The sequence below is a fragment of the Accumulibacter sp. genome (assembly GCF_036625195.1).
In the GTDB taxonomy this organism is placed as follows: domain Bacteria; phylum Pseudomonadota; class Gammaproteobacteria; order Burkholderiales; family Rhodocyclaceae; genus Accumulibacter.
Genome location: NZ_JAZKUG010000001.1, coordinates 1,584,382 through 1,610,232, shown reverse-complemented (window position 1 = coordinate 1,610,232; position 25,851 = coordinate 1,584,382). Strand labels below are relative to the sequence as shown.

At 64.2% G+C, this 25,851-nt stretch carries 25 protein-coding genes and 1 tRNA gene; 14 read left to right on the top strand and 12 right to left on the bottom strand.

Features of this window, described 5'->3' with window-relative positions; genetic code table 11:
* Positions 1-4: 4 nt before the first annotated feature.
* Positions 5-664 carry an imidazole glycerol phosphate synthase subunit HisH gene (hisH, locus tag V5B60_RS06910; RefSeq protein WP_332346316.1) on the bottom strand — a complete coding sequence of 220 codons (660 nt, stop codon included), beginning with the start codon at positions 662-664 and terminating at the stop codon, positions 5-7.
* Positions 664-1,251, bottom strand: coding sequence for an imidazoleglycerol-phosphate dehydratase HisB (gene hisB, locus V5B60_RS06905; RefSeq protein ID WP_332346315.1), 588 nt, complete (start codon positions 1,249-1,251; stop codon positions 664-666). Before hisB ends, hisH begins: the two co-directional genes overlap by 1 nt.
* Before the next feature lie 153 nt (positions 1,252-1,404).
* Between hisB and hisC the strand changes: the two genes are divergently transcribed.
* From hisC to V5B60_RS06855, 10 genes are all read left to right on the top strand, one after another.
* Positions 1,405-2,487 carry a histidinol-phosphate transaminase gene (gene hisC / locus V5B60_RS06900; protein WP_332346314.1) on the top strand — a complete coding sequence of 361 codons (1,083 nt, stop codon included), beginning with the start codon at positions 1,405-1,407 and terminating at the stop codon, positions 2,485-2,487.
* A 411-nt stretch (positions 2,488-2,898) separates the two neighbouring features.
* Positions 2,899-4,815 (top strand): threonine--tRNA ligase, encoded by a 1,917-nt coding sequence (gene thrS, locus V5B60_RS06895; protein WP_332346312.1) that lies wholly within the window; start codon positions 2,899-2,901, stop codon positions 4,813-4,815.
* A complete protein-coding gene (gene infC, locus V5B60_RS06890; protein ID WP_434735364.1) occupies positions 4,812-5,363 on the top strand; it encodes a translation initiation factor IF-3 in 552 nt (183 codons plus the stop codon). Before thrS ends, infC begins: the two co-directional genes overlap by 4 nt.
* Positions 5,364-5,479: 116 nt before the next feature.
* Complete coding sequence (gene rpmI / locus V5B60_RS06885) at positions 5,480-5,677, top strand: 50S ribosomal protein L35 (protein ID WP_034898199.1); 198 nt, start codon at positions 5,480-5,482, stop codon at positions 5,675-5,677.
* Positions 5,678-5,688: 11 nt separating this feature from the next.
* Positions 5,689-6,048, top strand: a complete 360-nt coding sequence (gene rplT, locus V5B60_RS06880; protein WP_034939521.1) for a 50S ribosomal protein L20 — start codon at positions 5,689-5,691, stop codon at positions 6,046-6,048.
* A gap of 51 nt (positions 6,049-6,099) precedes the next feature.
* Complete coding sequence (pheS, locus tag V5B60_RS06875) at positions 6,100-7,146, top strand: phenylalanine--tRNA ligase subunit alpha (protein ID WP_332346310.1); 1,047 nt, start codon at positions 6,100-6,102, stop codon at positions 7,144-7,146.
* 28 nt (positions 7,147-7,174) lie between these two features.
* A complete protein-coding gene (gene pheT / locus V5B60_RS06870) occupies positions 7,175-9,550 on the top strand; it encodes a phenylalanine--tRNA ligase subunit beta (protein ID WP_332346309.1) in 2,376 nt (791 codons plus the stop codon).
* A gap of 6 nt (positions 9,551-9,556) precedes the next feature.
* The gene (locus tag V5B60_RS06865) at positions 9,557-9,865 is read left to right on the top strand and encodes an integration host factor subunit alpha (protein ID WP_332346308.1); all 309 of its coding nucleotides are present in this window, start codon (positions 9,557-9,559) and stop codon (positions 9,863-9,865) included.
* Positions 9,849-10,214, top strand: coding sequence for a MerR family transcriptional regulator (locus V5B60_RS06860; protein WP_332346307.1), 366 nt, complete (start codon positions 9,849-9,851; stop codon positions 10,212-10,214). Before V5B60_RS06865 ends, V5B60_RS06860 begins: the two co-directional genes overlap by 17 nt.
* 37 nt (positions 10,215-10,251) lie before the next feature.
* Positions 10,252-10,328, top strand: a tRNA-Pro gene (locus V5B60_RS06855).
* A 95-nt stretch (positions 10,329-10,423) separates the two neighbouring features.
* On the opposite strand, the gene V5B60_RS06850 is transcribed toward V5B60_RS06855, so the two are convergent.
* The 4 genes from V5B60_RS06850 to V5B60_RS06835 form a co-directional block, all read right to left on the bottom strand.
* Positions 10,424-11,281 carry a GNAT family N-acetyltransferase gene (locus tag V5B60_RS06850; protein ID WP_332346306.1) on the bottom strand — a complete coding sequence of 286 codons (858 nt, stop codon included), beginning with the start codon at positions 11,279-11,281 and terminating at the stop codon, positions 10,424-10,426.
* A 226-nt stretch (positions 11,282-11,507) separates the two neighbouring features.
* Positions 11,508-12,713 carry a DegT/DnrJ/EryC1/StrS family aminotransferase gene (locus tag V5B60_RS06845; protein WP_332346304.1) on the bottom strand — a complete coding sequence of 402 codons (1,206 nt, stop codon included), beginning with the start codon at positions 12,711-12,713 and terminating at the stop codon, positions 11,508-11,510.
* 242 nt (positions 12,714-12,955) lie between these two features.
* The gene (locus V5B60_RS06840) at positions 12,956-14,161 is read right to left on the bottom strand and encodes a pyridoxal-dependent decarboxylase, exosortase A system-associated (protein ID WP_332346303.1); all 1,206 of its coding nucleotides are present in this window, start codon (positions 14,159-14,161) and stop codon (positions 12,956-12,958) included.
* Positions 14,162-14,321: 160 nt separating this feature from the next.
* Entirely contained in the window at positions 14,322-15,956 is a 1,635-nt protein-coding gene (locus V5B60_RS06835) for an acyl-CoA ligase (AMP-forming), exosortase A system-associated (RefSeq protein WP_332346302.1), read from the bottom strand.
* Between the two features lie 382 nt (positions 15,957-16,338).
* Between V5B60_RS06835 and V5B60_RS06830 the strand changes: the two genes are divergently transcribed.
* The 4 genes from V5B60_RS06830 (at position 16,339) to V5B60_RS06815 (ending at position 19,479) form a co-directional block, all read left to right on the top strand.
* The gene (locus tag V5B60_RS06830; protein ID WP_332346301.1) at positions 16,339-16,656 is read left to right on the top strand and encodes a DUF485 domain-containing protein; all 318 of its coding nucleotides are present in this window, start codon (positions 16,339-16,341) and stop codon (positions 16,654-16,656) included.
* Positions 16,653-18,380 (top strand): cation acetate symporter, encoded by a 1,728-nt coding sequence (locus V5B60_RS06825; RefSeq protein ID WP_332346299.1) that lies wholly within the window; start codon positions 16,653-16,655, stop codon positions 18,378-18,380. The genes V5B60_RS06830 and V5B60_RS06825 overlap by 4 nt, the downstream gene beginning before the upstream one ends.
* A gap of 321 nt (positions 18,381-18,701) precedes the next feature.
* A complete protein-coding gene (locus tag V5B60_RS06820; protein ID WP_332346298.1) occupies positions 18,702-18,980 on the top strand; it encodes a hypothetical protein in 279 nt (92 codons plus the stop codon).
* A gap of 22 nt (positions 18,981-19,002) precedes the next feature.
* Positions 19,003-19,479, top strand: a complete 477-nt coding sequence (locus V5B60_RS06815; protein ID WP_332346297.1) for a tRNA (cytidine(34)-2'-O)-methyltransferase — start codon at positions 19,003-19,005, stop codon at positions 19,477-19,479.
* Between the two features lie 21 nt (positions 19,480-19,500).
* Here the strand turns inward: V5B60_RS06815 and V5B60_RS06810 are convergent, their stop codons facing one another.
* From V5B60_RS06810 to V5B60_RS06785, 6 genes are all read right to left on the bottom strand, one after another.
* Entirely contained in the window at positions 19,501-20,487 is a 987-nt protein-coding gene (locus V5B60_RS06810; protein WP_332346295.1) for an NAD(P)H-dependent glycerol-3-phosphate dehydrogenase, read from the bottom strand.
* A 13-nt stretch (positions 20,488-20,500) separates the two neighbouring features.
* The gene (locus tag V5B60_RS06805) at positions 20,501-21,106 is read right to left on the bottom strand and encodes a chorismate--pyruvate lyase family protein (RefSeq protein ID WP_332346294.1); all 606 of its coding nucleotides are present in this window, start codon (positions 21,104-21,106) and stop codon (positions 20,501-20,503) included.
* 139 nt (positions 21,107-21,245) lie between these two features.
* Complete coding sequence (locus V5B60_RS06800) at positions 21,246-21,692, bottom strand: DUF192 domain-containing protein (protein ID WP_332346293.1); 447 nt, start codon at positions 21,690-21,692, stop codon at positions 21,246-21,248.
* 569 nt (positions 21,693-22,261) lie between these two features.
* Positions 22,262-23,851 (bottom strand): cytochrome D1 domain-containing protein, encoded by a 1,590-nt coding sequence (locus V5B60_RS06795; protein WP_332346292.1) that lies wholly within the window; start codon positions 23,849-23,851, stop codon positions 22,262-22,264.
* Positions 23,848-25,044, bottom strand: a complete 1,197-nt coding sequence (nirJ, locus tag V5B60_RS06790; RefSeq protein WP_332346291.1) for a heme d1 biosynthesis radical SAM protein NirJ — start codon at positions 25,042-25,044, stop codon at positions 23,848-23,850. Before nirJ ends, V5B60_RS06795 begins: the two co-directional genes overlap by 4 nt.
* 175 nt (positions 25,045-25,219) lie before the next feature.
* Complete coding sequence (locus V5B60_RS06785) at positions 25,220-25,843, bottom strand: DUF4337 domain-containing protein (RefSeq protein ID WP_332346290.1); 624 nt, start codon at positions 25,841-25,843, stop codon at positions 25,220-25,222.
* Positions 25,844-25,851 lie beyond the last annotated feature (8 nt).

Genomic DNA, 25,851 nt, shown 5'->3' with positions numbered 1-25,851 from the left:
TCGATCAGGGTTTCCAGGCAAGAAAGTTCGCCAGCATGACGAGCCCGGCCGGTGAGCTCTTTTCCGGATGGCACTGCAGAGCGAAGATGTTATCCCGTGCGACGACGCTGGTAAAGTGGATGCCATGATGAGTGGTCGCCGCGACACATGCGGTATCCGCGGGTTCAACGAAGTAGCTGTGCACGAAATAGAACCGGGTGCCGTCGGCGATTCCGGTCCACAGCGGATGCCCACCCTTCTGCCAGACTTCGTTCCACCCCATGTGCGGTACCTTGAGCCGCGCTCCTGCCTGGTCGACCATGCCGGCCGTCGGGAAGCGCCTGACGCGCCCAGCCAGGATGCCGAGTCCCGGCACGTCGCCCTCGTCGCTGTGCTCGAAGAGCATCTGCTGCCCGATGCAGATACCGAGAAAGGGCTTGTTGCGGGCGGCATCGAGAACGGCCGCTCGCAAGCCGCGCTGGTCGATCTCGCGCATGCAGTCGGGCATCGCTCCCTGGCCGGGAAAGACGACGCGCTCGGCGGCCAGGACCACGTCCGGATTGGCCGAGACGAGCACCTCGCGGCCGTTGGCGACACGCACGAGAGCCTGCCACACCGAGCGCAGGTTTCCCATGCCGTAATCGACGACGACGATCGCGCCGGGCTGTCTGGCGCCATTCGCCATCACAGCGAGCCTTTGGTCGAGGGAACGCTGCCGGCGGTACCCGGGTCCTCTTCCGCCGCCATTCGCAGCGCACGACCAAAGGCCTTGAACACTGTTTCTGCCTGATGGTGGGCGTTGTCGCCGCGCAGGTTGTCGATGTGCAGCGTCAGCGCGGCGTGGTTCACGAGGCCCTGAAAGAACTCGCGGATCAGGTCCACGTCGAAGCCGCCGATCATCGGCCGTACGAACCCGACATGGAAGGAGAGGCCGGGCCGCCCGGAGAGATCGACGACCACGCGTGACAGGGCTTCGTCGAGCGGCACATAGGCATGACCATAGCGACGCAGGCCGCGCTTCTCGCCCAGTGCGCGCGCCAGCGCCTGGCCCAGTGTGATGCCGATATCCTCAACCGTGTGGTGGGCATCGATGTGCAGGTCGCCACTGGCAGCGATGTCGAGGTCGATCAGCCCGTGGCGCGAGATCTGCTCGAGCATGTGGTCAAGGAAGGGAACGCCGGTGGCGAAACTGCCGCGCCCGCTGCCGTCGACATCCAGCCGGACATCGACCCGGGTTTCGAGCGTGTGCCTGGAAACTTCTGCTTGCCGCATCGCGATACCATTGCCTGAGGCATGTCGGGTGTTGACGAGTGCGCTCGGCATGAGGCCGCCGGGCGCCAGCGACCATCGGCAATCGTCCGCTGATCGACAGGGGCGCATGATAACATCTCGCGCTTTCCGTGAACCCTAGCCGAGCAGCCTTTCATGAGCCGCTACTGGAGCTCCGTCGTTCATCGCTTGACGCCCTACGTTCCCGGCGAGCAGCCGAGATTGCCGCAATTCGTCAAGCTGAACACCAACGAGAACCCCTATCCGCCATCGCCACACGTGGTGGCGGCGATTGCCGGGGAACTGGCCGCCGACGGTGCTTCGCTGCGGCTCTATCCCGACCCCAATGCCGAGCGGCTGCGAGTAGCGATTGCCACTCTTCACGGCAGGTTCGGCATCGGCAGCGAGCAGGTTTTCGTCGGCAATGGTTCCGACGAAGTGCTGGCGCTCGCCTTCATGGCTCTGCTCAGACACGAGCTGCCGATCCTCTTTCCCGACATCACGTACAGCTTTTACCGCGTCTATTGTGCTCTGTACGGGATCGCCTACCTGACCGTCCCGCTGAGCGAAGATTTTCGCATCCGCGTCGAGGACTACGCGGCGGCAAACGGGGGCATCATCTTCCCGAACCCGAATGCCCCCACCGGCTGCCTGCTGCCGCTGGTGGCGATCGAGCAACTGCTGCTCAGGCATCGGCAGTCGGTGGTCGTCGTCGACGAAGCATACGTGGACTTCGGTGGCGAGTCGGCGGTGGCCCTCGTCGATCGACATCCCAACCTGCTGGTCGTGCACACGCTCTCCAAATCGCGTTCGCTCGCCGGGCTGCGCGTCGGTTACGCCATTGGCCAGAGACATCTCATCGAAGCGCTCGAACGCGTCAAGAACAGCTTCAATTCCTATCCGCTCGATCGTCTGGCGATCGTCGGAGCAGTTGCTGCCATCGCCGACGAAGATTACTTCGAGGCGACCCGGCGGGCGGTCATCCGCAGTCGCGAAGCGTTGCGCGAGGCGCTCTTGGTGCTTGGCTTCAGCGTCCTGCCGTCGGCCGCCAACTTCGTCTTCGTTCGCCACCCGCAGCACGATGCCGGCGAACTCGCGGCGCGACTCCGGCAAAGGGGCATCATCGTTCGCCATTTCCCGCTGCCGCGAATCGAACAGTACCTGCGCATCACGATTGGCAGCGATGAGCAGTGTGCCGTGCTGTTGCAGGCTTTGCGGGAACTGCTCGCGGCGTGCTGATCATGCAGCGTGTTGGCTGCAACCGGGATGCTGGCGTACTACGGCAGGAGTGCGGTGGTGGCGTGCGCCAAGGAAGCTGCGGGCGCGGATCCGTAATCTGGTGCCGAAATGCTGTTCCGGGTGCATCCGCTGCAGCGGAGTGTCGCTGTGCGGCGCCGGTTCTGTCGCTGCCCGAAGTGGGCGTGCTAGAATCCGGGCGCGAGGCCGTTCTCGGGAATTGGCGGACGACTCGGCCGCAACTCGCGACTGGGTGGGTACCGGCGGCCGAGCGGTCGCCTGCCGGCTGGTCGCCAACCACCCTGTGGCAGGTCGTCGTGGCGGTTGTTGCGAGTCTTCGGGTGCGCGCTTGTAGTGCACTCACAAGCCAGAGCGGCGCTCGGGCTTTGCCATCTTTTTCTTCTGAGGTGCAATATGCCGGTGGTCACACTGCCCGATGGATCGCAACGGGATTTCGCGCAGCCGGTGACGGTTGCCGAGGTTGCGCAGGCGATTGGCGCCGGTCTGGCGCGGGCCGCCTTGGCTGGCAAGGTGGATGGCCGACTGGTGGATACTTCGTACCTCATCAGCAGCGATGCCCAGTTGGGGATCGTAACCGACAGGGATGCCGAGGGACTCGACGTCATTCGCCACTCGACCGCGCATCTGATGGCCTATGCGGTGAAGGAACTCTTTCCCTCGGCGCAGGTGACCATCGGACCCGTCATCGAGAACGGCTTTTACTACGATTTCGCGTTCGAGCGACCGTTCACGCTCGATGATCTGGCCGCGATCGAGCGGCGGATGAGCGACTTGGCGCGCCGTGACCTGCCGGTTCAGAGGGAGGTCTGGCCGCGTGATCAGGCTGTCGCGTTCTTCAAGTCGATTGGCGAGCACTACAAGGCGGAGCTGATCGATGCGATACCGGCGGATCAGGTCGTCTCGCTCTATCGCGAAGGGGACTTCGTCGACCTCTGCCGCGGGCCACACGTACCGTCGACCGGGCGACTGAAGGTCTTCAAGCTGATGAAGCTGGCTGGCGCCTATTGGCGCGGGGATCATCGCAACGAGCAGTTGCAGCGCATCTACGGCACCGCCTGGATCAGGAAGGAAGACCAGGATGCCTACCTGCACATGCTCGAAGAGGCCGAGAAACGCGATCATCGCAAGCTGGGGCGGCAACTGGACCTCTTCCACCTGCAGGACGAGGCGCCAGGGATGGTCTTCTGGCACCCAAAGGGTTGGACCATCTGGCAGGAAGTCGAGCAGTACATTCGGCGGGTTCTGGGGGAGAACGGCTATTGTGAAGTGAAGACGCCGATGATCATGGATCGGTCGCTCTGGGAACGATCGGGGCACTGGCAGAATTACGCGGAAAACATGTTCACGACCGCTTCCGAGAACCGCGACTACGCGATCAAGCCGATGAACTGCCCCGGGCACATCCAGATCTTCAATCAGGGTTTGCGCAGCTACCGTGACCTGCCGATGCGATTGGCAGAGTTCGGTTCCTGCCATCGCAACGAGCCATCGGGTGCCCTGCACGGCATCATGCGCGTGCGCGCCTTCGTGCAGGATGACGCACACATATTCTGTACGGAACAGCAGGTATTGCCGGAGACGGCGGCATTCATCGACCTGTTGCAGCGGATCTATGCTGATTTCGGATTCACGGAGATTCTCGTCAAGCTGTCAACGCGACCGGCGAAGCGCATCGGATCCGACGAGGCATGGGACAGGGCGGAAGCCGCGCTGGCCGAGGCTCTGGCGGCGAAGGCGCTGGCCTACGACCTGCAGCCGGGAGAAGGCGCATTCTACGGGCCGAAGATCGAGTTTTCGCTGAAGGACTGCCTTGGACGCGTCTGGCAGTGTGGCACGCTGCAGCTGGACTTCGCCTTGCCGCAGCGCCTTGACGCGCACTACGTTGGCGAAAACAACGAGCGCCAGATTCCGGTCATGCTGCACCGGGCGATCCTCGGATCGCTCGAGCGCTTCATCGGGATTCTCGTCGAGCATTATGCCGGCGCCATGCCGCTCTGGCTGTCGCCGATGCAGGCGGTGGTGCTGAATATTTCCGAGAAGCAGGGCGACTATGCAAGGCAGGTGGCGGCGGCGTTGCGCGCTGCCGGGCTGCGTGTCGAGGCCGATTTGCGCAACGAAAAAATTACCTATAAAATACGAGAACATAGCATGAACAAGCTGCCGTATCAGGTCGTCGTTGGCGACAAGGAGGTGGCAGCCAATCTGGTGGCCGTGCGCACGCGCGGGGGGCGGGATCTCGGGCAGATGACGCTCGAGGCTCTGACTGGGCGGCTTCTTGAGGAAGTTGCCGCGCGCAGTGGCACGGCCTGATTTTTGTCGGAAGAAGGAGTGGAACCATCGCACTGCAAAAAGCGCAACGCGTCAACGAGGAAATCAACGCGCCGGAAGTCCGGCTGATCGGTGCAGACGGCGAGCAGTTGGGAATCATGAGCGTCAGGGCGGCTCTGGCGCTTGCCGAAGATGCTGGCGTCGACTTGGTCGAGATCGCGCCGATGGCGCAGCCACCGGTTTGCCGGATCGTCGATTTTGGCAAGTTCAAGTACCAGGAGCAGAAGCGCCAGCACGAGCAGAAGCTCAAGCAGAAGCAGGTGCAGGTGAAGGAAGTGAAGCTGCGTCCGGGTACCGATGAAAACGACTACCAGATCAAGCTGCGCAACATGACGCGTTTCCTCGAGGAAGAGGACAAGGTCAAGGTCACACTGCGGTTCCGTGGCCGGGAAATGGCGCATCAGGATATCGGTATGCGGCAGATCGAGCGTATCAGGGCGGATCTGCAGGAGCTTGCACTGGTCGAGCAGATGCCGAAGATGGAAGGGCGACAGATGGTGATGGTCCTGACGCCTAACAAGAAGCGTTAGATTGCAGCAGCCACTGCGTCCGACACGAAGGGTCGTGCAGTGTGGAGAAGTGGTGCCGGGTTCGAAGAGCTTCCGTCGGGAGCCACCTGGCAACATGTCATTAACAGGAGCATCGAATGCCCAAGATGAAAACCAAGACAGGAGCGAAAAAACGCTTCAAGATCAGTCCGAGCGGTCGCATCAAGCGCTCGTTTGCCTACAAGCGCCACATCCTGACGAAGAAGGACACCAAGACCAAGCGCCAGTTGCGCGGCATGACCGCTGTGCACGCCTCTGACAAGGCTGTGGTGCGTGCCATGATGCCGTACGCCTAAGGAGATAGACGATGCCTCGAGTCAAGCGTGGTGTAACGGCGCACGCGCGCCACAAGAAGATTCTCGCCCTCGCCAAGGGCTATCGCGGTCGTCGCAAGAACGTCTATCGTGTCGCCAAACAGGCGGTGATGAAGGCAGGCCAGTATGCCTACCGTGACCGTCGGCAGCGGAAGCGCCAGTTCCGCAGCCTCTGGATTGCGCGCATCAACGCGGCTGCCAGGGAACTCGGCATGAAATACAGTACCTTCATGAATGGCCTGAAGAAGGCGCAGGTGGAGGTGGATCGCAAGGTCCTGGCTGATCTGGCCGTGTTCGACAAGCCGGCCTTTGCTGCCCTCGCTGCCGAGGCCAAGGCCCGGCTTGCCCCCTAGGCTCGACGAATCGCGGTAAAGGAGGCGCGAGCCTCCTTTTTTTGGTGAAGCATGCACAACCTCGATCAGATTGTCCAGGCGGCGGTCGTGGCCTTTTCTGCGACGGACGACGCCGATGTGCTTGAGCAGATCAAGGCCGGCTATCTTGGCAGGAATGGACAGATAACCGAATTGCTCAAGGCTCTCGCGAAGCTGCCGCCGGACGAGCGCAGGACCACCGGCGCGGCCATCAATCACGCCAAGGTGAGCGTTGAAAGCGCTCTCAGCGCGCGTCGTGAAGCAATCCGGAAAATGGCCCTGAACGCCCGGCTGGCTGAGGAGGCGCTCGACGTGACCCTGCCTGGTCGCGGGCAGCGACGCGCCGGTCTGCATCCGGTGACGAGGACGCTCGAACGGATCGAATCCCTGTTCCGTTCGATCGGCTTCGAGGTCGCCGACGGCCCCGAGATCGAGGCCGATTTCCAGAACTTCACCGCCCTGAACACGCCCGAGGACCATCCGGCGCGGTCGATGCACGACACCTTTTACCTGCAGGACGAGTCCGGAGCTCTTGCCAAGGGAGTGTTGCTGCGCACCCATACCAGCCCGATCCAGGTGCGCTACATGCAGGCGCATGTCGCCCGCCATGCGGCTCTGGCAACGATGCCCGAGATCCGGGTCATTGCGCCGGGGCGGGTCTATCGCGTGGATTCCGATGCGACGCATTCGCCGATGTTCCATCAGGTCGAAGGACTGTGGATCGGCGAGGACGTCAGCTTTGCTGATCTGAAGGGTGTCATCGCCGACTTCCTGCGTCGTTTCTTCGAGAACGACGACCTGCAAGTGCGTTTCCGGCCTTCCTTCTTCCCCTTCACCGAGCCATCGGCAGAAATCGACATGGCATTCATGAGCGGTACGCACAAGGGGCGCTGGCTCGAGATCGCTGGCTGCGGAATGGTTCACCCGAACGTCCTGCGTCACGTAAATATCGACCCCGAGCGCTACCTTGGATTCGCTTTCGGCATGGGTCCCGATCGCCTCACCATGCTGCGTTACGGAATCAATGACCTGCGCCTGTTCTTCGATGGCGACCTGCGCTTCCTGCGCCAGTTCGTCTGATGGCGACCGCTTCTCCCCGCGACTGGGCATGAAATTCTCTGAATCCTGGCTACGCAGTTTCGTAGACCCCGCATGTCATGGACAGGAGTTCTCGCACCTTCTGACGATGGCCGGCCTTGAGGTGGAGGAGGAAGATCGCGTCGCTCCTGCCTTCAGCCGGGTGGTCGTCGCACAGATCGTCAGCGCCGACCCCCATCCGAACGCCGATCGGCTGCGCCTGTGCCGGGTGGATGTTGGCGCCGGCGATCTGCTGCAGATCGTCTGCGGCGCGCCGAGCGTCGTGGCGAACAGCAAGGTGCCTTGTGCCTTGGTCGGCGCCGAGCTTCCCGGCGGCTTGCAGATCAGGATCAGCAAGGTTCGCGGCGTTGATTCTCATGGCATGCTGTGCTCGGCACGGGAACTGGGCATCAGTGACGACGCTTCAGGATTGCTGCTCCTGGATCCTGCAGCTCCCGTGGGGGAGGATCTCCGCCGTCACCTCGATCTAGATGATCGCATGCTGACGCTGAAGTTGACTCCCAACCGGGCGGACTGCCTGTCGCTCGAAGGTGTGGCGCGCGAGGTTGCCGCCTTGACTGGCGCGCCAGCGAGCTACATCGAGGTCGCTGAGGTGGCGGTGGGCATCACCAGTGAACGCGCAGTCGTCCTCGACGCTCCGGCTGCCTGCCCACGCTACTGCGGCAGGGTGATCGCCGGAGTGGACGCGGCCGCTGCGACACCGCCGTGGATGCGGCGGCGTCTCGAGCGCAGCGGTCTGCGCCCGATTTCGGCACTGGTCGATATCACCAACTACGTGATGCTGGAAGTCGGCCAGCCGCTGCACGCTTTCGACAACCAGCAGCTCGCAGGTGCCATTCATGCACGCATGGCGCGGGCGGGCGAGACGATCAAGCTGCTCAACGAACAGGCGGTGGAGTTGCAGGATGACATTCTGCTGATTGCCGATGAGCGACGACCGCTCGCGATGGCCGGGATCATGGGTGGTGAGGACAGTGGCATCACCCTGGCGACAACCGAGGTCTTCCTGGAGGCCGCCTTTTTCGCCCCGAAGGCGATCGCCGGCCGCGCGCGGCGCTACGGTTTCGTTTCGGATGCCGCTCATCGTTTCGAGCGCGGCGTCGATTTCGCTGCGACACGGCGTGCCCTCGAACGTGCGACGCGCCTGGTTTTGGACATCTGTGGTGGCGTCGCCGGTCCGGTGACGGACGCGCTGGCCACCCTGCCGCAGCGGCCCCCTGTCCGTCTGCGCCCGCACCGCGTGCGCAAGGTCCTGGGCCTGGATGTTTCGCCGGCGCGCATCGGGGAGCTGTTTCGTCGCCTCGGGCTTTCATTCGTCAGGGATGCAGAGGATTTCATCGTCACACCACCCAGTCATCGCTTCGATATCGAGATTGAGGAAGACCTGATCGAGGAAATCGTCCGCCTGCACGGCTACGAGAACATCCCTGCGGCCTTGCCGCGGGCAACTCTGTCGATGCTGCCGCAGCGGGAGCAGGCGCGACCGGTGGCGCGCGTGCGGCAGTTGCTGACTGATTGTGGCTATCAGGAAGTGATCAACTTCGCCTTTGTCGAAGAAGCCTGGGAGCGAGACCTCGCCGGCAACGAGCACTTGATCCGGCTGGCCAATCCGATCGCGAGTCAGTTGAGCGTCATGCGCTCGTCGCTGCTTGGCGGGCTCCTGGCCAACGTGGCGACGAATCTCAGACGTCGACAAAGCCGGGTACGTGTCTTCGAAACGGGCCGCTGCTTCTTTCGCGATCCGCTGGGTGGTCCTGTTCCTGGGTTTCGCCAGCCATGGAGGCTCGCTGCGCTCGCCTACGGCCCGGTGCTGCCGGAACAGTGGGGCTGTGCGACGCGCAATGTTGACTACTTCGACGTCAAGGGGGATCTGGAACTTCTGCTCGCGCCGCTTGCGGCTCGCTTCGCAGTGGCCGCACACCCGGCACTGCACCCGGGGCGCAGCGCGCGGGTTCTGCTCGATGGGCAGGCGATCGGCTGCATCGGCGAACTGCACCCGCAGTGGCAGCAGAAATTCGAGTTGCCGCTGGCACCGGTGCTCTTCGAGATCGACCTCGATCCCGTTCTGCAGGCTCGGCTGCCGCAATACGTCGAGGGCTCGCGCCAGCCCGTCGTCATCCGCGACATGGCAGTCGTCGTCGACCAAGGGCTCGAGTTGCAGGAGCTGCTCGATGCCTTGAGCGCCCATCGACCGGCGATCGTCAGTGACATTCGGCTGTTCGATGTCTACGTCGGGCGGGGTGTCGAAGTTGGCAAGAGAAGCCTTGCCTTCCGCATAGTGATGCAAGATACTCACAAGACCTTGCTTGAGGCTGAAGTGGACGCCGCCATGCAGCAGTTGGTGGCCTATCTGCAGCAGGCGTTCGCAGCGCAGCTTCGCGTCTGAGAAGGGATGGGAATGACGCTGACCAAGGCGGAACTGGCCGACTTGTTGTTCGACAAGGTCGGTCTCAACAAGCGCGAGGCCAAGGACATGGTCGAGGCGTTCTTTGAGGAAATCCGGAACGCACTCGAACGGGGTGACGGTGTCAAGTTGTCCGGGTTTGGCAATTTCCAGCTGCGGGACAAGCCGCAGCGCCCAGGTCGAAATCCAAAAACTGGCGAAGAAATCCCCATCACCGCGCGGCGGGTGGTGACCTTTCACGCCAGCCAGAAACTGAAGTCCGAGGTGGAGCACACCTACGATGGAAGCGAGTCATAGAGATCCGGCTGCGGAGCCGTTGCCGGCCATTCCCGCCAAACGCTACTTCACGATCGGTGAGGTGAGCGAACTCTGCGGCGTAAAGCCGCATGTCCTGCGCTACTGGGAGCAGGAGTTCGCGCAGCTTCGACCGGTGAAGCGGCGTGGCAACCGTCGTTACTATCAACACCACGAAGTCCTGCTGGTGCGGCGTATACGCGAGTTGCTCTACAGCCAGGGCTTCACCATCAGCGGCGCCCGAAATCGCCTGGAAGATGCCGAGGTCGAGGCGGCGGCCAAGGCTTCGGCGTTGACGCTCGAGGAGGTGCGGGTCGAACTGCTGAGCATCGCCGAAATCCTGCGTCCCTGAGTCGTGGGCTCGTTTTCGGGTATAATCCCAAGTTCGTCGGGGCGTGGCGCAGCCTGGTAGCGCACTTGCATGGGGTGCAAGGGGTCCCGAGTTCGAATCCCGGCGCCCCGACCATTTGAATCCGTCAATCGCAGCGATGAAACGACCGGCCACGAGCCGGTCTTTCGTTTCCCGTTGTCCGTTCTTGCAGGCTCGCCAATCGCCCGCGCTCAGTGGCCGGACCGGGACTCCACTGCCTGTCTTCGCCGCCGGCGCCATGCGGCAAGCTGCAGCAGCAGCGGCCAGCGATACAGGGTCAGGTGATAGAGGACACGTGAGGTTTCGGTCCAGCGGCTGTGCCATTCCATCATCCGGCCATAGTACTCGATGCGCCGCACCCGGCCCTCGTGGTAAAGGAGCTCGATCGCGTCCTGGCTGAGCAGGAACGCTGGCGAGTACGACTGGATCGACTCGTCGTAGGTCGTCTTCAGAATGACGAGGACCTCATCGCGTCGCAGGCACAGGTTGGAGGCGACGACCCGGTCGTCGAACAGGTACTCGAAGACGACGGCCTCGCCTCGCCTCGCCGCGTACTCCAGCAGGCGGCGATAGAACTTCCCTTGTGCGTTGTCGGGATGAATGGCGGTACCCCGGTCCGCCTTCCAGCCGGCGCTCTCGAGTGCGCCATAACGTTCGATTGCCGCCGCCATGTCCCGCGGCTGGTCGAGGACGCGAAGTCTTCCGCTGATCCCCTCTGCAGCCAGCCGGTTCCTCTGCTTGCGCATGTTCTGGCGGAGGTTCTTGCCGCGTTGGTTCCAGTATTCGGCAAAACTGCCCTGGAGCTCGGTCCAGGCGGTGCGGATGTAGTCGCTGCTCTGGCTGTCGGCGCTGTCGGGCGAACGCGCGGCATGCAGTGGATCGATCTGCGTGACCGACAGCAAGAGGCAGGAGCCGAGCGGCCCGCGAATCAGGCTGCGTGCGAGGTCAAGCAGCGGCAGTGTGTCATCGGCCACCCAGGCGCCGAGGGGCAGCTGTGATGGCTGGTACGTCTGCCATCCGGCGGCGGAGGTTCGCACAAGCACGAACATGGCCACGATTTTCTGCCCCTGTCGGCCGACAAGCAGCCTTTCGCTGCCCGTACCAAAAGAGTCGAGGGCAGCCGCGATGGCGTCAGAACCGAGGAAGGGAAGACTTCCGCGCCGCAGGTTCAAGCGGTCCCAGTCGAAAGACGGGCCGTGCTCCTGCTGCAGCACTGCTGCCGGTAGGTTCTGCCAGACAATTGCGAGTGATGGTGGCATCTTCGCGAGCACCTTTCTATTTCTGGCCAGCACCGCCGGCTGGAGGTTGGCCCTCTGATGACAGCAGAGCGAGCGTCGCGAGCGCTGTACGTGCCACGTCAGCTTCGCCCAGGTCCTGGTGGCAGAGCAGTTGCAGCACGTGCTGGCTCCAGGAAGGCCCGACGTCGTCCGCCAGGGTGGGTGTGTCGGGCCAGATCCGGTCCCAACGAAAAACCGGCAGAGCCAATGCCCGCAGGCTGTGATACACACGGTCGGCGTCGTTGACCCAGAGCGGAAAGACGTAGGGAACGGCGTCGTCGGCCAAGTGAGGGTAGAGGGGGAATGCTCCCTCGATCTGACGGAAATGCCGTGCGTAGGCGGCATAGTTGGCTCGGCGGCGGGCAATGATTCGTCCACGTGGCAACAGCTTCTGCAGCGCGACCGCAGTCGAGGCGGGTGTTCGGTTGATCCGCCCCATGTCACAGGCGACCATCATGTCGGGCGGAGCCGTCGACTCCTCCAGTGGCTGCTCAGCCCGGTTGCGGTGGATCTGATTCTTGATCGCGAAAAGCCCCGCCAGAAGCCAGCGGGTACCCGCCAGGCGGCCGAAAATCACAGCCGACTCCAGCACGTCGGCCCAGGCCTTGACCTCCGCTCTCAGTCCCTGTGGCGTGAGGTGAGGAGAAACGATCGGCCTCTTCGCCGAGGCCAATACACCACCTTCGGGGACCGGGAAGAACTTCGACAGACTGGCCGTCGCGAAGTCGCCCCAGGTGCCTACCGGCCGCTCACCGGCATTGCCGAAATAGCAGTGGGCACAGTCCTCGATCAGCGCAATCTGCCTTGCATCACACCATTCACGCACCTCTCGCAGCGATCGCGCAAGGCCGAAATAGTGCGATACCAGCATGGCCTTCGCGCGCGCCGCGGTTGCAGCATCGATCGTTCCGAGTTGCGGCAGGCCGTCGGCGCCGATGCCGAAATAGGCTACCCGCAGTCCGGCCAGAATCACCGGGGCCACCATCGTCGGGCAATGATAGCTGGGAATCAGGACCAGACTGCCCGGGTTCAGGCGCAATTGCAGCAAGGCAAGGTAGATCGCGGCCCGACCGCTGGTTGTCAGGCAGTTGTTGGCGATATCGTCGATGCTGTGTACGCCAGTCAGACGCCTTGAGCCGGCAAAGCTCGACCAGTCGAGCAAGGGCGTGCGGGGCAGCTGTCCCGGTTCGCCGCGGGCCGTCACGCGCCGCTCCGACGCCGTGGCGTTTGCCTGCCAGCGTGCCCAGGTGCCCAGGCTGCAGACGCCCGTTGCGCGGCGCGGCGCTGACTGCCGTCGCGCCGACCCGGGCTGAACGATCGGTGGCGCGGCGGTACGGTGATGGCTCGCCGGCGAGGGCAGTCAGAGGCTTTTGGGATGTGTCGCATGGAGGCGGTGGTGGGCCGGTGTGGCTTCGTTCGCGAGCAGCGCCTGACTGCGAACGGCGCTCAGACGATGATCTCGACGCAGGAGGGATGACCGAGGAAACTCTGTGGGCTGGCGGAGAAGCCGTACGCACCGGACTGGAAGATGACCACCAGATCGCCCGGTTGGGCATCGGCCAGCGGCATGCGATCGGCGAGCAGGTCGAGCGGCGTACACAACGGGCCAACGACCGAAGCCGCGATGCTGGTCGGCGCGCCGATCCGGTTGCCGATCGTCACCGGGTAGTTCTTGCGGATCACTTGGCCAAAATTGCCCGAGGCCGCAAGATGGTGATGCAGCCCGCCATCAACGACGAGGAAGACCTGACCGCGTGACAGCTTGCGATCGATGATCCGGGTGACATAAATGCCGGCCTCGCCGACGAGATAGCGGCCAAGTTCGATGACCAGACGGGCAGCTGGCAACTCCCGCGCCGCGCGCTCTGCGATCACCGACAACCCTGCGGCGACCGTCGCCAGATCGAGGCGATTCTCGCCCGGGAAATAGGGAATGCCAAAGCCGCCACCCAGATTGAGGAAGCGTATCTCCGCTGGCGCGAAGCGAGCGAGCTCGAGGGCCAGTTCGTAGCTTTTGCACTGCGCTTCGACGATCGCTTCGGCACGCAGGTTCTGCGACCCGGCGAAGAGATGAAAACCCTCGAAACCCAGCCCGCTGCGGCCGATCTCGGCGAGGAGTTCCGGCACCTGTTCGGCGTCCACCCCGAATTGCCTGGCTCCGCCCCCCATCTTCATGCCCGAACTCTTCAGCTCGAAGTCGGGATTGACGCGGACGGCGACGCGCGCCGCGCAACCGGTATCGCTGCTGATCGCAACCAGTTCGGGAATCTCGCGCGGCGACTCGATGTTGATCAGGATGCCGGCGGCAACTGCCTGTCGCAGTTCGCCGGGACCCTTTCCCGGACCGGCAAAACTGATCTCCGCTGGATCGGCGCCGGCATCGAGGGCCACCCTGAGTTCCCCGGCCGAGGCGACGTCGATGCCGTCGACGAGTCTCGCCATGTGGCAGACGAGAGCGGGCATCGGGTTGGCCTTCATGGCATAGTGCAGCTTCAAGCCGGCCGGTAGCGACGAGCGCAGCTCCCTCACCCTGGCTTCCAGCAGTCGCCGGTCGTAGGCGTAGAAGGGCGTTCGGCCGACCCGCGCGGCGAGGCGGCTGAGGGACACGCCGCCGATGACGAGTTCGCCGTCGACGACCGGGAACTGGTGCATCGGCGCGTGTGCAGGGTGGGTTCGTTCGCTGTTGGTCACCGGTGGCTGGCCTTGCAGGGTTGTCGGATCGTCGTGTGCTGCTGGTTCGCGCCCGGTCTGGCCAATCGGGCCAACGCCCACCTCAGCCGCCGGCGGTGCCGACGGGGAAGTCTCAAGTCCATCATGCCGACCCGGCGGTGAGCGCGGTCGTCGCCGCGCAGGCCCCTGCAGCGGGAAGGAGCCCGGCTGCCAGACTCTTGCGGTCGAGCTTGCCGTTGGGGTTGCGCGGCAGGGGTCCGTGCCGCGGGCTCACGCCCGCCGGCACCATGTAGGCGGGCATTCTCTGGCGACATTCGGCGAGCAGCCGCTCGCAGTCGAGGTGGTCGCCGTCGGCAGGAGTGGCGATCAGCTGAATCGCCTGGCCAAGCGTCGGGTGGTCGACGCCGAAGGCCACACACTCACCGACCAGGCGAGTTGCATAGACGATTTCCTCGACCTCGGTCGGACTGACCCGGTAGCCGGATGTCTTGATCATTTCGTCGCGCCGGCCGATGAAATAGAGGAAGCCCTCTTCGTCCATCCGGACCGTATCGCCGGAGAAGACGGCGATCTCCGGCAGCACCAGGCCGCCATCGCGACCGGCCACGCCGGCTGGCAGGGCTTTGTAGCGCTCGCTCGTCTTCTCCCGGTCGTTCCAGTATCCGAGCCCGACGAGCGCACCGCGATGGACCAGTTCCCCCGGCTCGTTGGCGACGCAGGGTGACCCGTCCTCCCGCAGGACCAGGATCTCCGCATTGGGGATCGCCTTGCCGATCGAATCGGGCCGCCGGTCGACCTCCTCCGGGGGCAGGAAGGTCGACCGGAACGCCTCGGTCAGACCGTACATCAGGTAGGGCTTGCTGTTCGGCAACCGTGCCCGCAAGGCGGCCAGGGTCTCGCGCGGCATGCGGCCGCCGGTGTTGGCGAAATAGCGCAACTGCTCGCTGATGACCACTGGCCACTCCAGCTGCGACAACTGGATGTACAGTGGCGGCACGGCCGTGAGTCCGCTGACCCGCTCGCGCGCCATTGCCTTGAGGACATCCTGCGGCAGCAGATAGTTCAGCAGGACGACGCGGGCGCCGACGTGGAAGGCGGTCGTCAACTGGCTGAAGCCGGCGTCGAAGGACAGCGGCAGGGCCGCCAGCAGGGTGTCGTCGGCGTTGTTCTCGAGATAGCCGGCGACGCTGATGGCACCGGCGACCATGTTGCGGTGCGAGAGGACGACGCCTTTCGGTTTCCCCGTGCTGCCCGAGGTGTACAGGATCGCCGCCATGTCGGTGTCGATGACCCGGTGCCCCCCTTGCACAGGGGCCTGCACCAGTTCGTCCCAGTCGATTCGGACGAGCGGGCTCCCACTGCTGGCCGCGGCCCGGCTGTTGACGACGATCAGATGGCGCAGGTCGTGACATGAGGACAGTACGGGCGTCAGCAGGGCGAGGCGTTCGCTGGAGCTGACCAACGCGCGCACGTTGCAGTCGCGCATGATGTAGGCGACCTGCTCCGCCTTGAGCAGTGGATTCAGCGGCACGAAGACGCAGCCCGCGGCGGTGGCACCGAAACTGGCGACGACCGTCTCCAGGCGCTTCTCGAGGTAGATGGCGACCCTTTCGCCGCGTTGCAGGCCCAGCTCCAGTAGACCGCTGGCAAAGCCGTCGACCGCGCACTGCAGTTCGCCGTAACTCATCGACCGACCGCCACAACCCAGCGCCGAGGATTCAGGCTGGCGACTTGCCGAGCGGCGGATCAGGTCGGGGAGCAGACTGGCATCGTTCATCTTGGCGGAGTCGGGGGCTGGTCGTGGAGTCCAATTCTAACCAGAAGAGGCCTGCTGACCGTGAAATTGTTGCCACTGCGGCGGAGACTTCGAGCGCCGGCGGCGTTAACGGTCGTTCCGGCCCCGGGGTGCTCGGCCGTGACCACCGCCTGGCCGCAGCAGGTGCCACCCAACACCCGTACAGTCGCCCTGGCGTTGCCAAACGCCAGCCGGGTGGGCTGCATGAGCTCGTTGTCGACCGCGCGCCGGGTCGGCGATGGTTCGCAAGCAGGCATTCCGCGAGAAGTCGTCCTGTAAGGATGGGGTAAGGAGTGAGTCCTATGCTCGTGGGCGCAGTCCACATCAACACAGGCTGTCCACCCAAAACAAGGAAGGAAGACACATGGCCAACGACGACATCGTTGCACGGATTGAAGCCAATCCCAAGTACCACGAGCTGGTTAGCAAGCGCACGAGCTACAGCATCCTCATGTCGATTCTGATGATCATCGCCTACTACGGCTACATCCTGCTCATTGCCTTCAACAAGGAATGGCTGGGAACGCCGCTGGCTCCGGGGATGGTGATGACGATCGGCATCCCTCTGGGTGTTGGCGTGATCGTGTTCACCATCGCCATCACCAACGTCTATGTGCGCAAGGCGAACTCGGATTTCGACGAGATGACCGCCCAAGTGATCAAGGAGGCCAACCAGAAATGATCAGCCAATCGATGCGCAACACCCTGCTTCTTGCCGCCGGAGTGCTGGTTGCCGGCGGCGCTCTCGCGGCCGGAGCCGATCTCGGCAACACCACCAAGCAGGCGACGAACTGGGTGGCGATTGCCATGTTCGCCGGCTTCGTGGCCATCACGCTTGGCATCACCAAATGGGCAGCGGCACGGACCAAGTCGGCAGCCGATTTCTACACCGCCGGCGGCGGCATTACCGGCTTTCAAAACGGCCTGGCGATTGCCGGTGACTACATGTCGGCTGCGTCGTTCCTGGGAATCTCCGGCCTGGTATTCGCCAACGGCTTCGACGGACTGATCTTCTCGATCGGCTGGCTCGTCGGCTGGCCGGTGATCACCTTCCTCATGGCCGAACGGTTGCGCAATCTCGGCAAGTTCACCTTTGCCGACGTCGCCGCCTACCGCTTTGCCCAGGTCCCGATGCGCAGCTTCGCCGCGACCGGTTCGCTGGTCGTCGTGGCCTTCTACATGATCGCCCAGATGGTTGGCGCCGGGCAGTTGATCAAGGTGCTGTTCGGTCTCGAGTACACGGTCGCGGTGATCATCGTCGGCGTGCTGATGATGTGCTACGTGCTCTTCGGCGGCATGACGGCGACCACCTGGGTGCAGATCATCAAGGCCATCATGCTGCTGACCGGTGCCACCTTCATGGCGCTGGCCGTTCTCTTCCAGTTCGGCTTCAATCCCGAGGCGTTGTTCGCCAAGGCGGTCGAGGTACATGCCAAACATGGGGCGATCATGGCTCCGGGTGCGCTGATCAAGGACCCGGTCTCGGCGATCTCGGTCGGCATGGCGCTGATGTTCGGTACCGCAGGCCTGCCGCACATCCTGATGCGCTTCTTCACCGTGCCCAGTGCCAAGGAAGCCCGCAAGTCCGTCGGCTGGGCGACGACCTGGATCGGCTATTTCTACATCCTGACCTTCATCATCGGCTTTGGCGCCATCGTCATGCTGACGCAGGATCCGGCGGCCTACTACGTGCCGAAGATGGTCGATGGCGTGCAGGCGGTCGGCGCCGACGGCAAGCCGGTCTGGGACGGCCTGCGTGGCGGCGGCAACATGGCCGCCATCCACCTGTCGAACGCGGTCGGTGGCAATGTCTTCCTCGGCTTCATCTCGGCAGTCGCCTTCGCGACGATCCTGGCGGTCGTTGCCGGCCTGACGCTGTCGGGCGCTTCGGCCGTCTCGCATGACCTGTATGCGACGGTGTTCAAGCATGGCAACGCCGATTCCGCGTCGGAACTGCGCGTCTCGAAGATCACTACTGTCTGCCTCGGCATCATCGCGGTCTTCCTCGGGATTGCCTTCGAGAAGGAGAACGTCGCCTACATGGTGATGCTCGCCTTCGCCATCGCCTGCTCGGCCAACTTCCCGGTACTCTTCATGTCGGTGTTGTGGAAGGATTGCACGACCAAGGGCGCGGTGGCTGGTGGTGTCGTTGGCCTCGTCCTCTCGGTGGGGCTGACGATCCTCTCGGCTTCCGTCTGGGAGGCCGTGCTGAAGAACCCGAAAGGGAGCGCCTGGTTCCCCTACTCGTCGCCGGCACTGTTCTCGATGACCGCAGCCTTCGCGGTGATCTATCTGGTGTCGAAGATGGACAACAGCGCCCAGGCCAAGCTCGAGCGTTCGTTGTATCCGGCACAGAAGGTCCGCTCGGAAACGGGCCTCGGAGCCGCGACGGCATCGGGTCACTGAGCGGGGCACCCCAGGGCCGTGGCTGAGTAGTCAGTCAGCCACGGCGCCGGCCCGGCAGTGGCAGCGAGGCGCCTCGGCGCTTTCCTGCCACTGCCGGGCCTTTTCTCTACCGGCTGTCGGCGTGTCGCCGCCATCCTGATGCGGGCGATTGGCAAGGCTGTCGCCTGCCCGCTGCCAGTGGCCGCGCCCGCAGCAGCGGACTGTACTGCAAGCCCGTTGCGGATGTAGACTGCGGGCTCACCGCAGTCGCCTGCGGAAGGCCTGCGGTGACTCGCACCACGACGTCGCCTCATCCGACACACCAGCAGCGAAGGGAAGAACATGCAGACCAGTTTTGCCGACGGAATCCTCAATATCGCCATCACCGGGCCGCTGATCCGGATCGATTTCGGCACTGCGACGCCGACGACCAACGCCGAAGGAAAGCAGGAAGTTCACCTGACCCCGACGCAGCAGGTGGTCATGCCGCTGGAGGGCTTCGTACGTTCTTTCGGACTGCAGGAACAGATCGTCCGCAAGTTGATCGCCGACGGTGTGATCAAGGTCCAGGCGCCGCCACCGGCATCGGACCTGATCAATACTTCGGGCCTGACACAGTAGGTGGGCAACGGGTCGATCGGCTGTGTTCGAGGTCGTCCTGGTTCACCCCGAGATCCCGCCGAATACCGGTAACGTCATCCGACTCTGCGCCAACGCCGGTGCACGGCTGCATCTGGTACAGCCACTTGGCTTCGAGCTCAGCGAGTACCGGTTGCGGCGCGCTGGCATGGACTATGCCGAACTCACCGCGGTCTGCGTGCATGCCGACTGGGCGAGTTGCAGCGCGCGGCTGGCAGAGCTTTCACCGGGCGCGCAGCGCTTTGCGCTGACCACCAGGGGTCGCCCGCATTTTGCCACCGCCGGTTTCCGCGCCGGCGACGTACTCGTTTTCGGCTGTGAGACGAGCGGCCTGCCGGCCGGCATCCTCGCCGAGTTCGCGGCAGATCAACGCCTGCGGCTGCCGATGGTTGCCCATAACCGCAGCATCAACCTGTCGAACGCGGTTGCCATCACCGTTTATGAGGCCTGGCGACAGATCGGCTACCGCGGTGCCGGTTGAGCGGCACGGAACGGGAGCCTGCTAGGCGTCCTCGAAGACGATGTCGCGCTGCATCAGCGCCGCGACCCCTTCGATTGGGCTGATGCTGCCGTCGAGCAGGGTGCACACCCAGTCGGTGATCGGCATGCGGACTCCGAGCGTTGCCGCGCGGCGCTGCACTTCGCGTGCTGCGGGAACGCCTTCGGCGACTTGCCCGAGTTGCTCGGTGATCTGATCGAGTGGCTTGCCCGCGGCGAGCATCAGCCCGACGCGTCGATTGCGCGAGAGGTCGCCGGTGCAGGTCAGGATCAGGTCGCCCATTCCCGAAAGGCCCATGAACGTTTCGGGCCGGCCGCCCAGAGCCCTGCCGAAGCGGGTGATCTCGTGCAGACCACGGGTGAGGAGCGCGGCGCGCGCGTTCATTCCCAGCCCGAGGCCATCGCAGACGCCGGTGGCGATCGCCATCACGTTCTTCACTGCTCCGCCGACCTCCGCGCCGATGACGTCGTCGCCGGCATAGATGCGCAGGCGCGGCCGGCGTAGATGAGCGGCGCAGAAGAGCGCGAAGTCGGCGTCGGTCGAGGCAATGGTGACCACGGTCGGGAGCCCGCGGGCCAGTTCCTCGGCAAAGCTCGGCCCGGTCAGTGTGCCGCACAGACGCTCGCCCAGGACTTCCTGGACGACCTGATGCGGCAGCAGTCCGGTGTCCCGTTCGAGACCCTTGCAGACCCACAGGAAGGGCGTTGCGCTCTCGCTGTCCCGCAGGTGCTGCAGCGTGCTGCGCAAACCGGCAAGAGGCGCTGCGACCAGGATCAGGTCGGCATGGCGCGTCGCTGCGCCGACGTCGGCCGTGGCAGTCAGTGCTGGCGGGAAGCGATGACCCGGCAGATAGCGCGTGTTCTCGCGCTCGCTCTGCAGGCGACGAACCTGCTCGGCATCGCGCGCCCACAGGATGATCGAATGCGCATCGGCAAGAGCTATGGCGAGAGCGGTACCCCAGGCACCTGCTCCGAGAACGGTGATCTGCATGGCGCTTCCTCCTTCAGGTCAGACTGGCAGGGCGAGCGCTGACGCCGCCGCCAGGCGCCGCCAGCTGCGGTGTTGTCTGCAGCAACGTCGGCGAAAAGACCTCGGTCACCAGCACCGACTGTGTGCCGAAACCGAACTGCGAACGGCGTGCCCAGAGCGTTTGCGGGCCCACCCCAGGAAACTCGAGTGCCTGCACGGCCGGAACGAACAGCACGTGCCGGCGGTCGAGCCGCCGGAATTTCATCGGGCCGCGACTGAAGCCGGCATGGGCAAACAGCAACGCGCCGAGCGAACGCTCGCCAAGCCGGGCCAGCCAGCGGGTCAGTGGACCGCGCGGCTGGCAGGGCAGGACGGTATGCGCAAAGACGACGATGCGGCCGTCGCAGCTCAGTGCCACCTCGCGGACCCAGGCCAGCACGGCGGGCGGCAGTCCGAGCGTCTGCGCCTCATCGGCGGTCGGTCGGCATCGCTGCTGGCGCAGGAGGCGCACGGCGAAACGCCCGCGTGACTGGATGCGTTCCGTCAGCGAACCGCGGTCACGCAGCCAGGGCAGGAACGGCGCGCTGTCGCCTGTGCGCGTGATACGGTCTCGCCATTGCGGCCCGCCTGCCGCACTCATTCGCCGGGGTGCAGCCGGTAGGTGCGGCGCTCTGTCGAGCCAGGTGCGGCGGAATCTGCCCGCCGTACCCGGAGGGGAGTGGCGGGCGTTGCCGGGGCCATTGAGGCTGCTCGACGCATGCTCATCATGGCGCCGTCGACTAGCGTGGTGCCGGCGACTTCTCGATGCCGGCGATACGGGTTCCCGGCCTGATCCCCTTGTCAGCAAACCAGCCGAGGTTCATTTCGAGGGCGAAGCTTGCTGCCTTGGCGGCGCAATGGTTGGTCTCGCTCTCCGGTTGCATGTCCTCGATGTTCAGGATGTGGCCATCCCGGTCGAGAAAGGCCACCGACAAGGGCACGTAGGTGTTGCGCATCCACATGCAGTGGCGCTCTGGCTGGCGAAAGACGAACAGCATGCCCTGACCAGCGGGCAGGCTGCGACGATTCATCAGTCCTTGCATGCGTGTCGCATCGTTGGCGGCAACCTCGGCCTCGATCCGGTACATACCTGCGCTCATTTCGATACGCGGCATCTGTGCCAGTGCCGGCGAGGTCAGGAGCGGCACGGCGAAGGCGCCGGCGCAAAGCATGCTGCGTATCCACATCTCCCAGATCCTCACCGATCCGCCGCTGCGGCAGCTCCGCCCGCAGCGCCCGCAATGTTCTCCTCGCCACCGCCGCTCGTCACCTCTTCACCGCCTTGCTGCGAACCTTGTCCTGCTCTTTCGTCGCCGGACGGGGTTTAGCTGCCATCGCCGGCTGGTCGGTCGTGACCTTTCCGGTCTTTCCTGCCCCAGCTGCCCGTGGTGATCGATCGCCAGCGGGTTTCGGCTTGCCGGCGGCCGTCCTCGCCGGTTGTTCGGCGGCTGCCGGTTTGGCCGGGGTCTTCGCGCCTGCTTTCGGTGGCGCTCCGACGGCAGTTCCGAAGCTCACCTCGTCGTTCTCGTGTTCGGCCGCTTTGGGTACTGCCGGGACCCCGGAAGCGGGCCAGGCGAGCGCGACGCTGAGGCAGGCGATTGGCCAGAAACGAGGTCTTCGGCAGCATTCGCTGTTCAATGGTTGGTCCTCATTCGGGTTTTGTCAGGAGCGGGATGCCGCGGGCGCCGCTCGCCGACGCCCGCCGATTCCTGGCCACGTCAAGTTCCCGCGCACGCTGTCTCCGCGGAACGATGGTTCAATGGCTTGTCCCCTCGGACCTGCTTATTTTATTCCACACGTTGTACTTTCCAACCGGTTTCCTTGCCGGTATGCGCTTGACTTCGCGCAGGTTGCTGGCGTCGATTACCAACAGCGCACCCTCCATCTCCCAAAGGCTGGCCAGAGCGTAACGGCCATCGCGGGTGAATTCGACGTGTGCCAGCGTCTGCCCGGGTTCGGCCCGGATCTGGGCCACGACCTCGAGGCTCTGCTTGTCGATCACCTGCAGGACGTTCCGGTTTTCCTTGCTCATCATCGAATCGGTGAAGGCGTAGCGCGAGTTCTCGTGACTGCGCAGGAAGAAGCCGGGGCCCAGGGTCGGGATCTGCTTCACGGTCTCGTATGTCTCGAGGTCGATGACGGTCACCAGTCCGGCATTGAGGTTGGGCGAGGCCATGACCGTCCGCTCGCGGCCTGCCGGGTCTTTCCACTTCCAGGTGATGCCCGATCCCAGGTGCGGCATTCCCGGCAGATCGAGTTCGGCGACCTTCTTTCGACCATCGAGGAAGATCACCTGCCCCTTGGTCGCCGAACGCGATGAACCGAGAATCTCGTCATAGCTCTGGGTGAAGAAGAAATCGTCGAGGTAGTCGGTGAGTAGCGTCCGCCGGGGGTGGAACATGCCCGGTTTGAACGCGCCCTCCTTGTACTGGAAATCATGCACCAAACCTTCGGCGACTGGCTCGGCTGCGGGATCGTAACTCAGTTCCCAGGCCTCGGGAACGTCCTTCAGCGCAACGACGAAGCTCTTGCGCGGTGCCGCATCATAGACTGCCGAAACGCGCGAGGTCTTGTCTCCGGCGGCGTTCCAGGTCGGAATGATCCTTGCCAGAGAGAGATCGGCTGCGTCGAGGACGACCAGACTGTGCGGCAGGTAGTTGGCGACGAGGACCCACTTGCCATCGCTGGAGACCGCTGCATTGCGTGTATTGAGCCCTGCCCGCACCTCGGCGACGACGACGAGGTTGTAGAGGTCGAACTTGCTGATCCAGCCATCGCGCGAAGCGAAGTAGACGAAGCGGCCATCCGGCGAGAACTTCGGCCCGCCGTGCAGGGCGTAACGACTCGGGAAGCGGTGCAGACGTTCCAGTTTGTCGCCGTCGAGCACCGAGATGTGATGGTCGCCGGTCTCGACGACGATGAAGAGGTTCAATGGATCTGCGCCCTTGAGCCCACGGCCCGGTCGCGCCGGCAGGCGGGCAGCGGCCGCGTCGACCACATGCGAGCCGCGGATCTCCTTCTCCCCCCAGACTGGGGTCGGAACGACGGGTGTGTAGATCCACTCCGCCAGCTGCTGCAGTTCGTCGGCGTTCAGTTTGTCGGCAAAACCCGGCATCTGCGTCGCCACCCGCCCGTCGCGGATGACGTTGAGCGCTTCCGGTTTGCGCAGGCGCTCCAGGTTTTCCGGCAACAGCGCCGGGCCGACGCCACCCAGGCGCGTCTCGCCGTGGCAGGCGGCGCAGTGCTCCTGATAGCGTGTGCGTACGTCGCCAGCGGCGGCGGTGCCGGCGATAGTGACGAGAGCGGCGATGAGGCATCGCCGGAAAAGGCGGTGCAGCAAGCTCATGATGCCCTCCGGATGGTGACGGTGCGGCTGCTGGTCGCTCGCTCAGCATCCATGGCGACGCCGACCTCAGAGTCCTCGAGATAACAGCCGGGATCCTCGGCCCACGCGTCGCCCGTCAGCTGCTGGGCGCGGACGCGCGTGTTGCCGTTGCAGATGTCGAAGTGCACGCATTCGCCGCAGCGCCCGCCGACCTGGCGCGGGAAGCGCTTGAGGCCCGCCAACAGCGGATCGGAGAGGTCCATCCAGATTTCGGAGAAGGGGCGCTGGCGAACATTGCCGAGGCTGTAGTGCCACCACATTGTATCGGGATGCACGTTGCCCAGATTGTCGATGTTGGCGACGTTCACCCCTGACGAGTTGCCCCCCCATTGCACGAGCCGTGCACGAATGTTCGCTGCCCTTTCCGGGAAGCGCCTGTGGACCCAGTGCAGGAAGTAGACGCCGTCGGCATCGTTGTTGCCGCTGGTGAACTCCTTGCGCAGTCCGCGTTCCTGGTACTGCCAGCAGGTCTCGAAGAGCAGGTCCATCGCCCAGCGCGTCAGCTGGTGCTGGGCGTCCTGGCGGCGGTTCTTGTTGCCGCGACCGGCGTAGTTGAGGTGCGAGAAGTAGAAGCGGTCGATTCCCTCTTCCTCGACCAGGCGCAGCAACTGCGGCAGATCGTGCGCGTTCTCCTGGGTCATCGTGAAGCGGACGCCGATTTTCAGGCCGAGGTCGCGGCACAGGCGGATACCGTGGAGCGAGGCCTCGTAGGCTCCGCTCATCTGCCGAAAACGATCGTGGGTCGCGCCGATTCCGTCGAGCGACACGCCGACGTAATCGAAGTCGCAGCCGGCGATGCGATCAATGTTGGCGGAGTCGATGAGGGTGCCGTTGGAAGACAGGCCGACGTAGAAGCCGAGCGACTTGGCGTGGCGTGCGATGTCGAAGATGTCGGGTCGCAGCAGCGGCTCGCCGCCGGAGAGAATCAGCACCGGCACGCGAAAACGCCGCAGGTCATCCATCACGGCAAACACTTCTTCGGTTGTCAGTTCGCCGGGGAAATCCCTGTCGGTGGAAATCGAGTAGCAGTGCTTGCAGGTCAGGTTGCAGCGCCGAATGAGGTTCCAGATGACGACTGGCGCTGGCGGGTTGTGCTTCGGCCCGGCCGGTCGCGGTGCCGAGAGCTCCTGCATGAATTGCGAGATGCGAAACATCCAGTGGTCCCCAGATCAAGTCCCGCAATTAGAGAGTAGTGACGGCCGGCTGGCGTTGACGTGGATCAAGCGCCTGCCAGCGCCGGCGTCGGCACCGCGACCGGGGCGGCAGAGCAGCTGCAGCGTCCCTGCCGAACGCTGCGCTCCCTGTCAGAGGGGAGAACGCCCGTGCCCTTCAGCCAAAAGCTCCGGCCTGTGTGTAGGCCATGACGCTGAACACGGCCCCCGTGGCGCCGAGCACCACCATCAAGCCATAGAAAATGTTGCGCATCCGCTTGCCCTTGAGAATCAGGCTGACCGCGCCCATGACGAGGCAGACCTGCAGAAAGAAGGTGGCGATGTCGAAGGTGTCGCCGGCGGCGCCCAGCATCTTGGCTTCCGCTTCCCATTCGCGGGCGCCCTTGACGGCGCCGAGCTTGCCGTCCTCTTCAAGTACCCAGTTCTCCTGCCCGACGGCGGCCGAGCCGAGGAGGATCTCCTTGCGCTCCTGCTTGTAGCGGGCGATGTCCTTGTCGAGCGTCGCCATCAGGGTGCCCATGCGGGCTTCGCTCTCGGGAGGAATCACGCGCGACTCGAGGAGTATCCGCAGCATGTCGCGCTGCCCTTCGACCAGCGACTGCTTGATTCCCTTTGCCTGAAACCAGTCGAAGGCGTTCGCCTTCTGGTTGTGAGCGATGATTTCGTCGTCCCCGTACTTCCCGGCTCCGAGGTCGTTTATCGCCAGCACTGCTGCCAGAACGGCCAGCGTCAGGCCACAGAGCATCTCGAAGGTGTTGGACGTCTCGCTTTCATCACTCATCGTGCGTC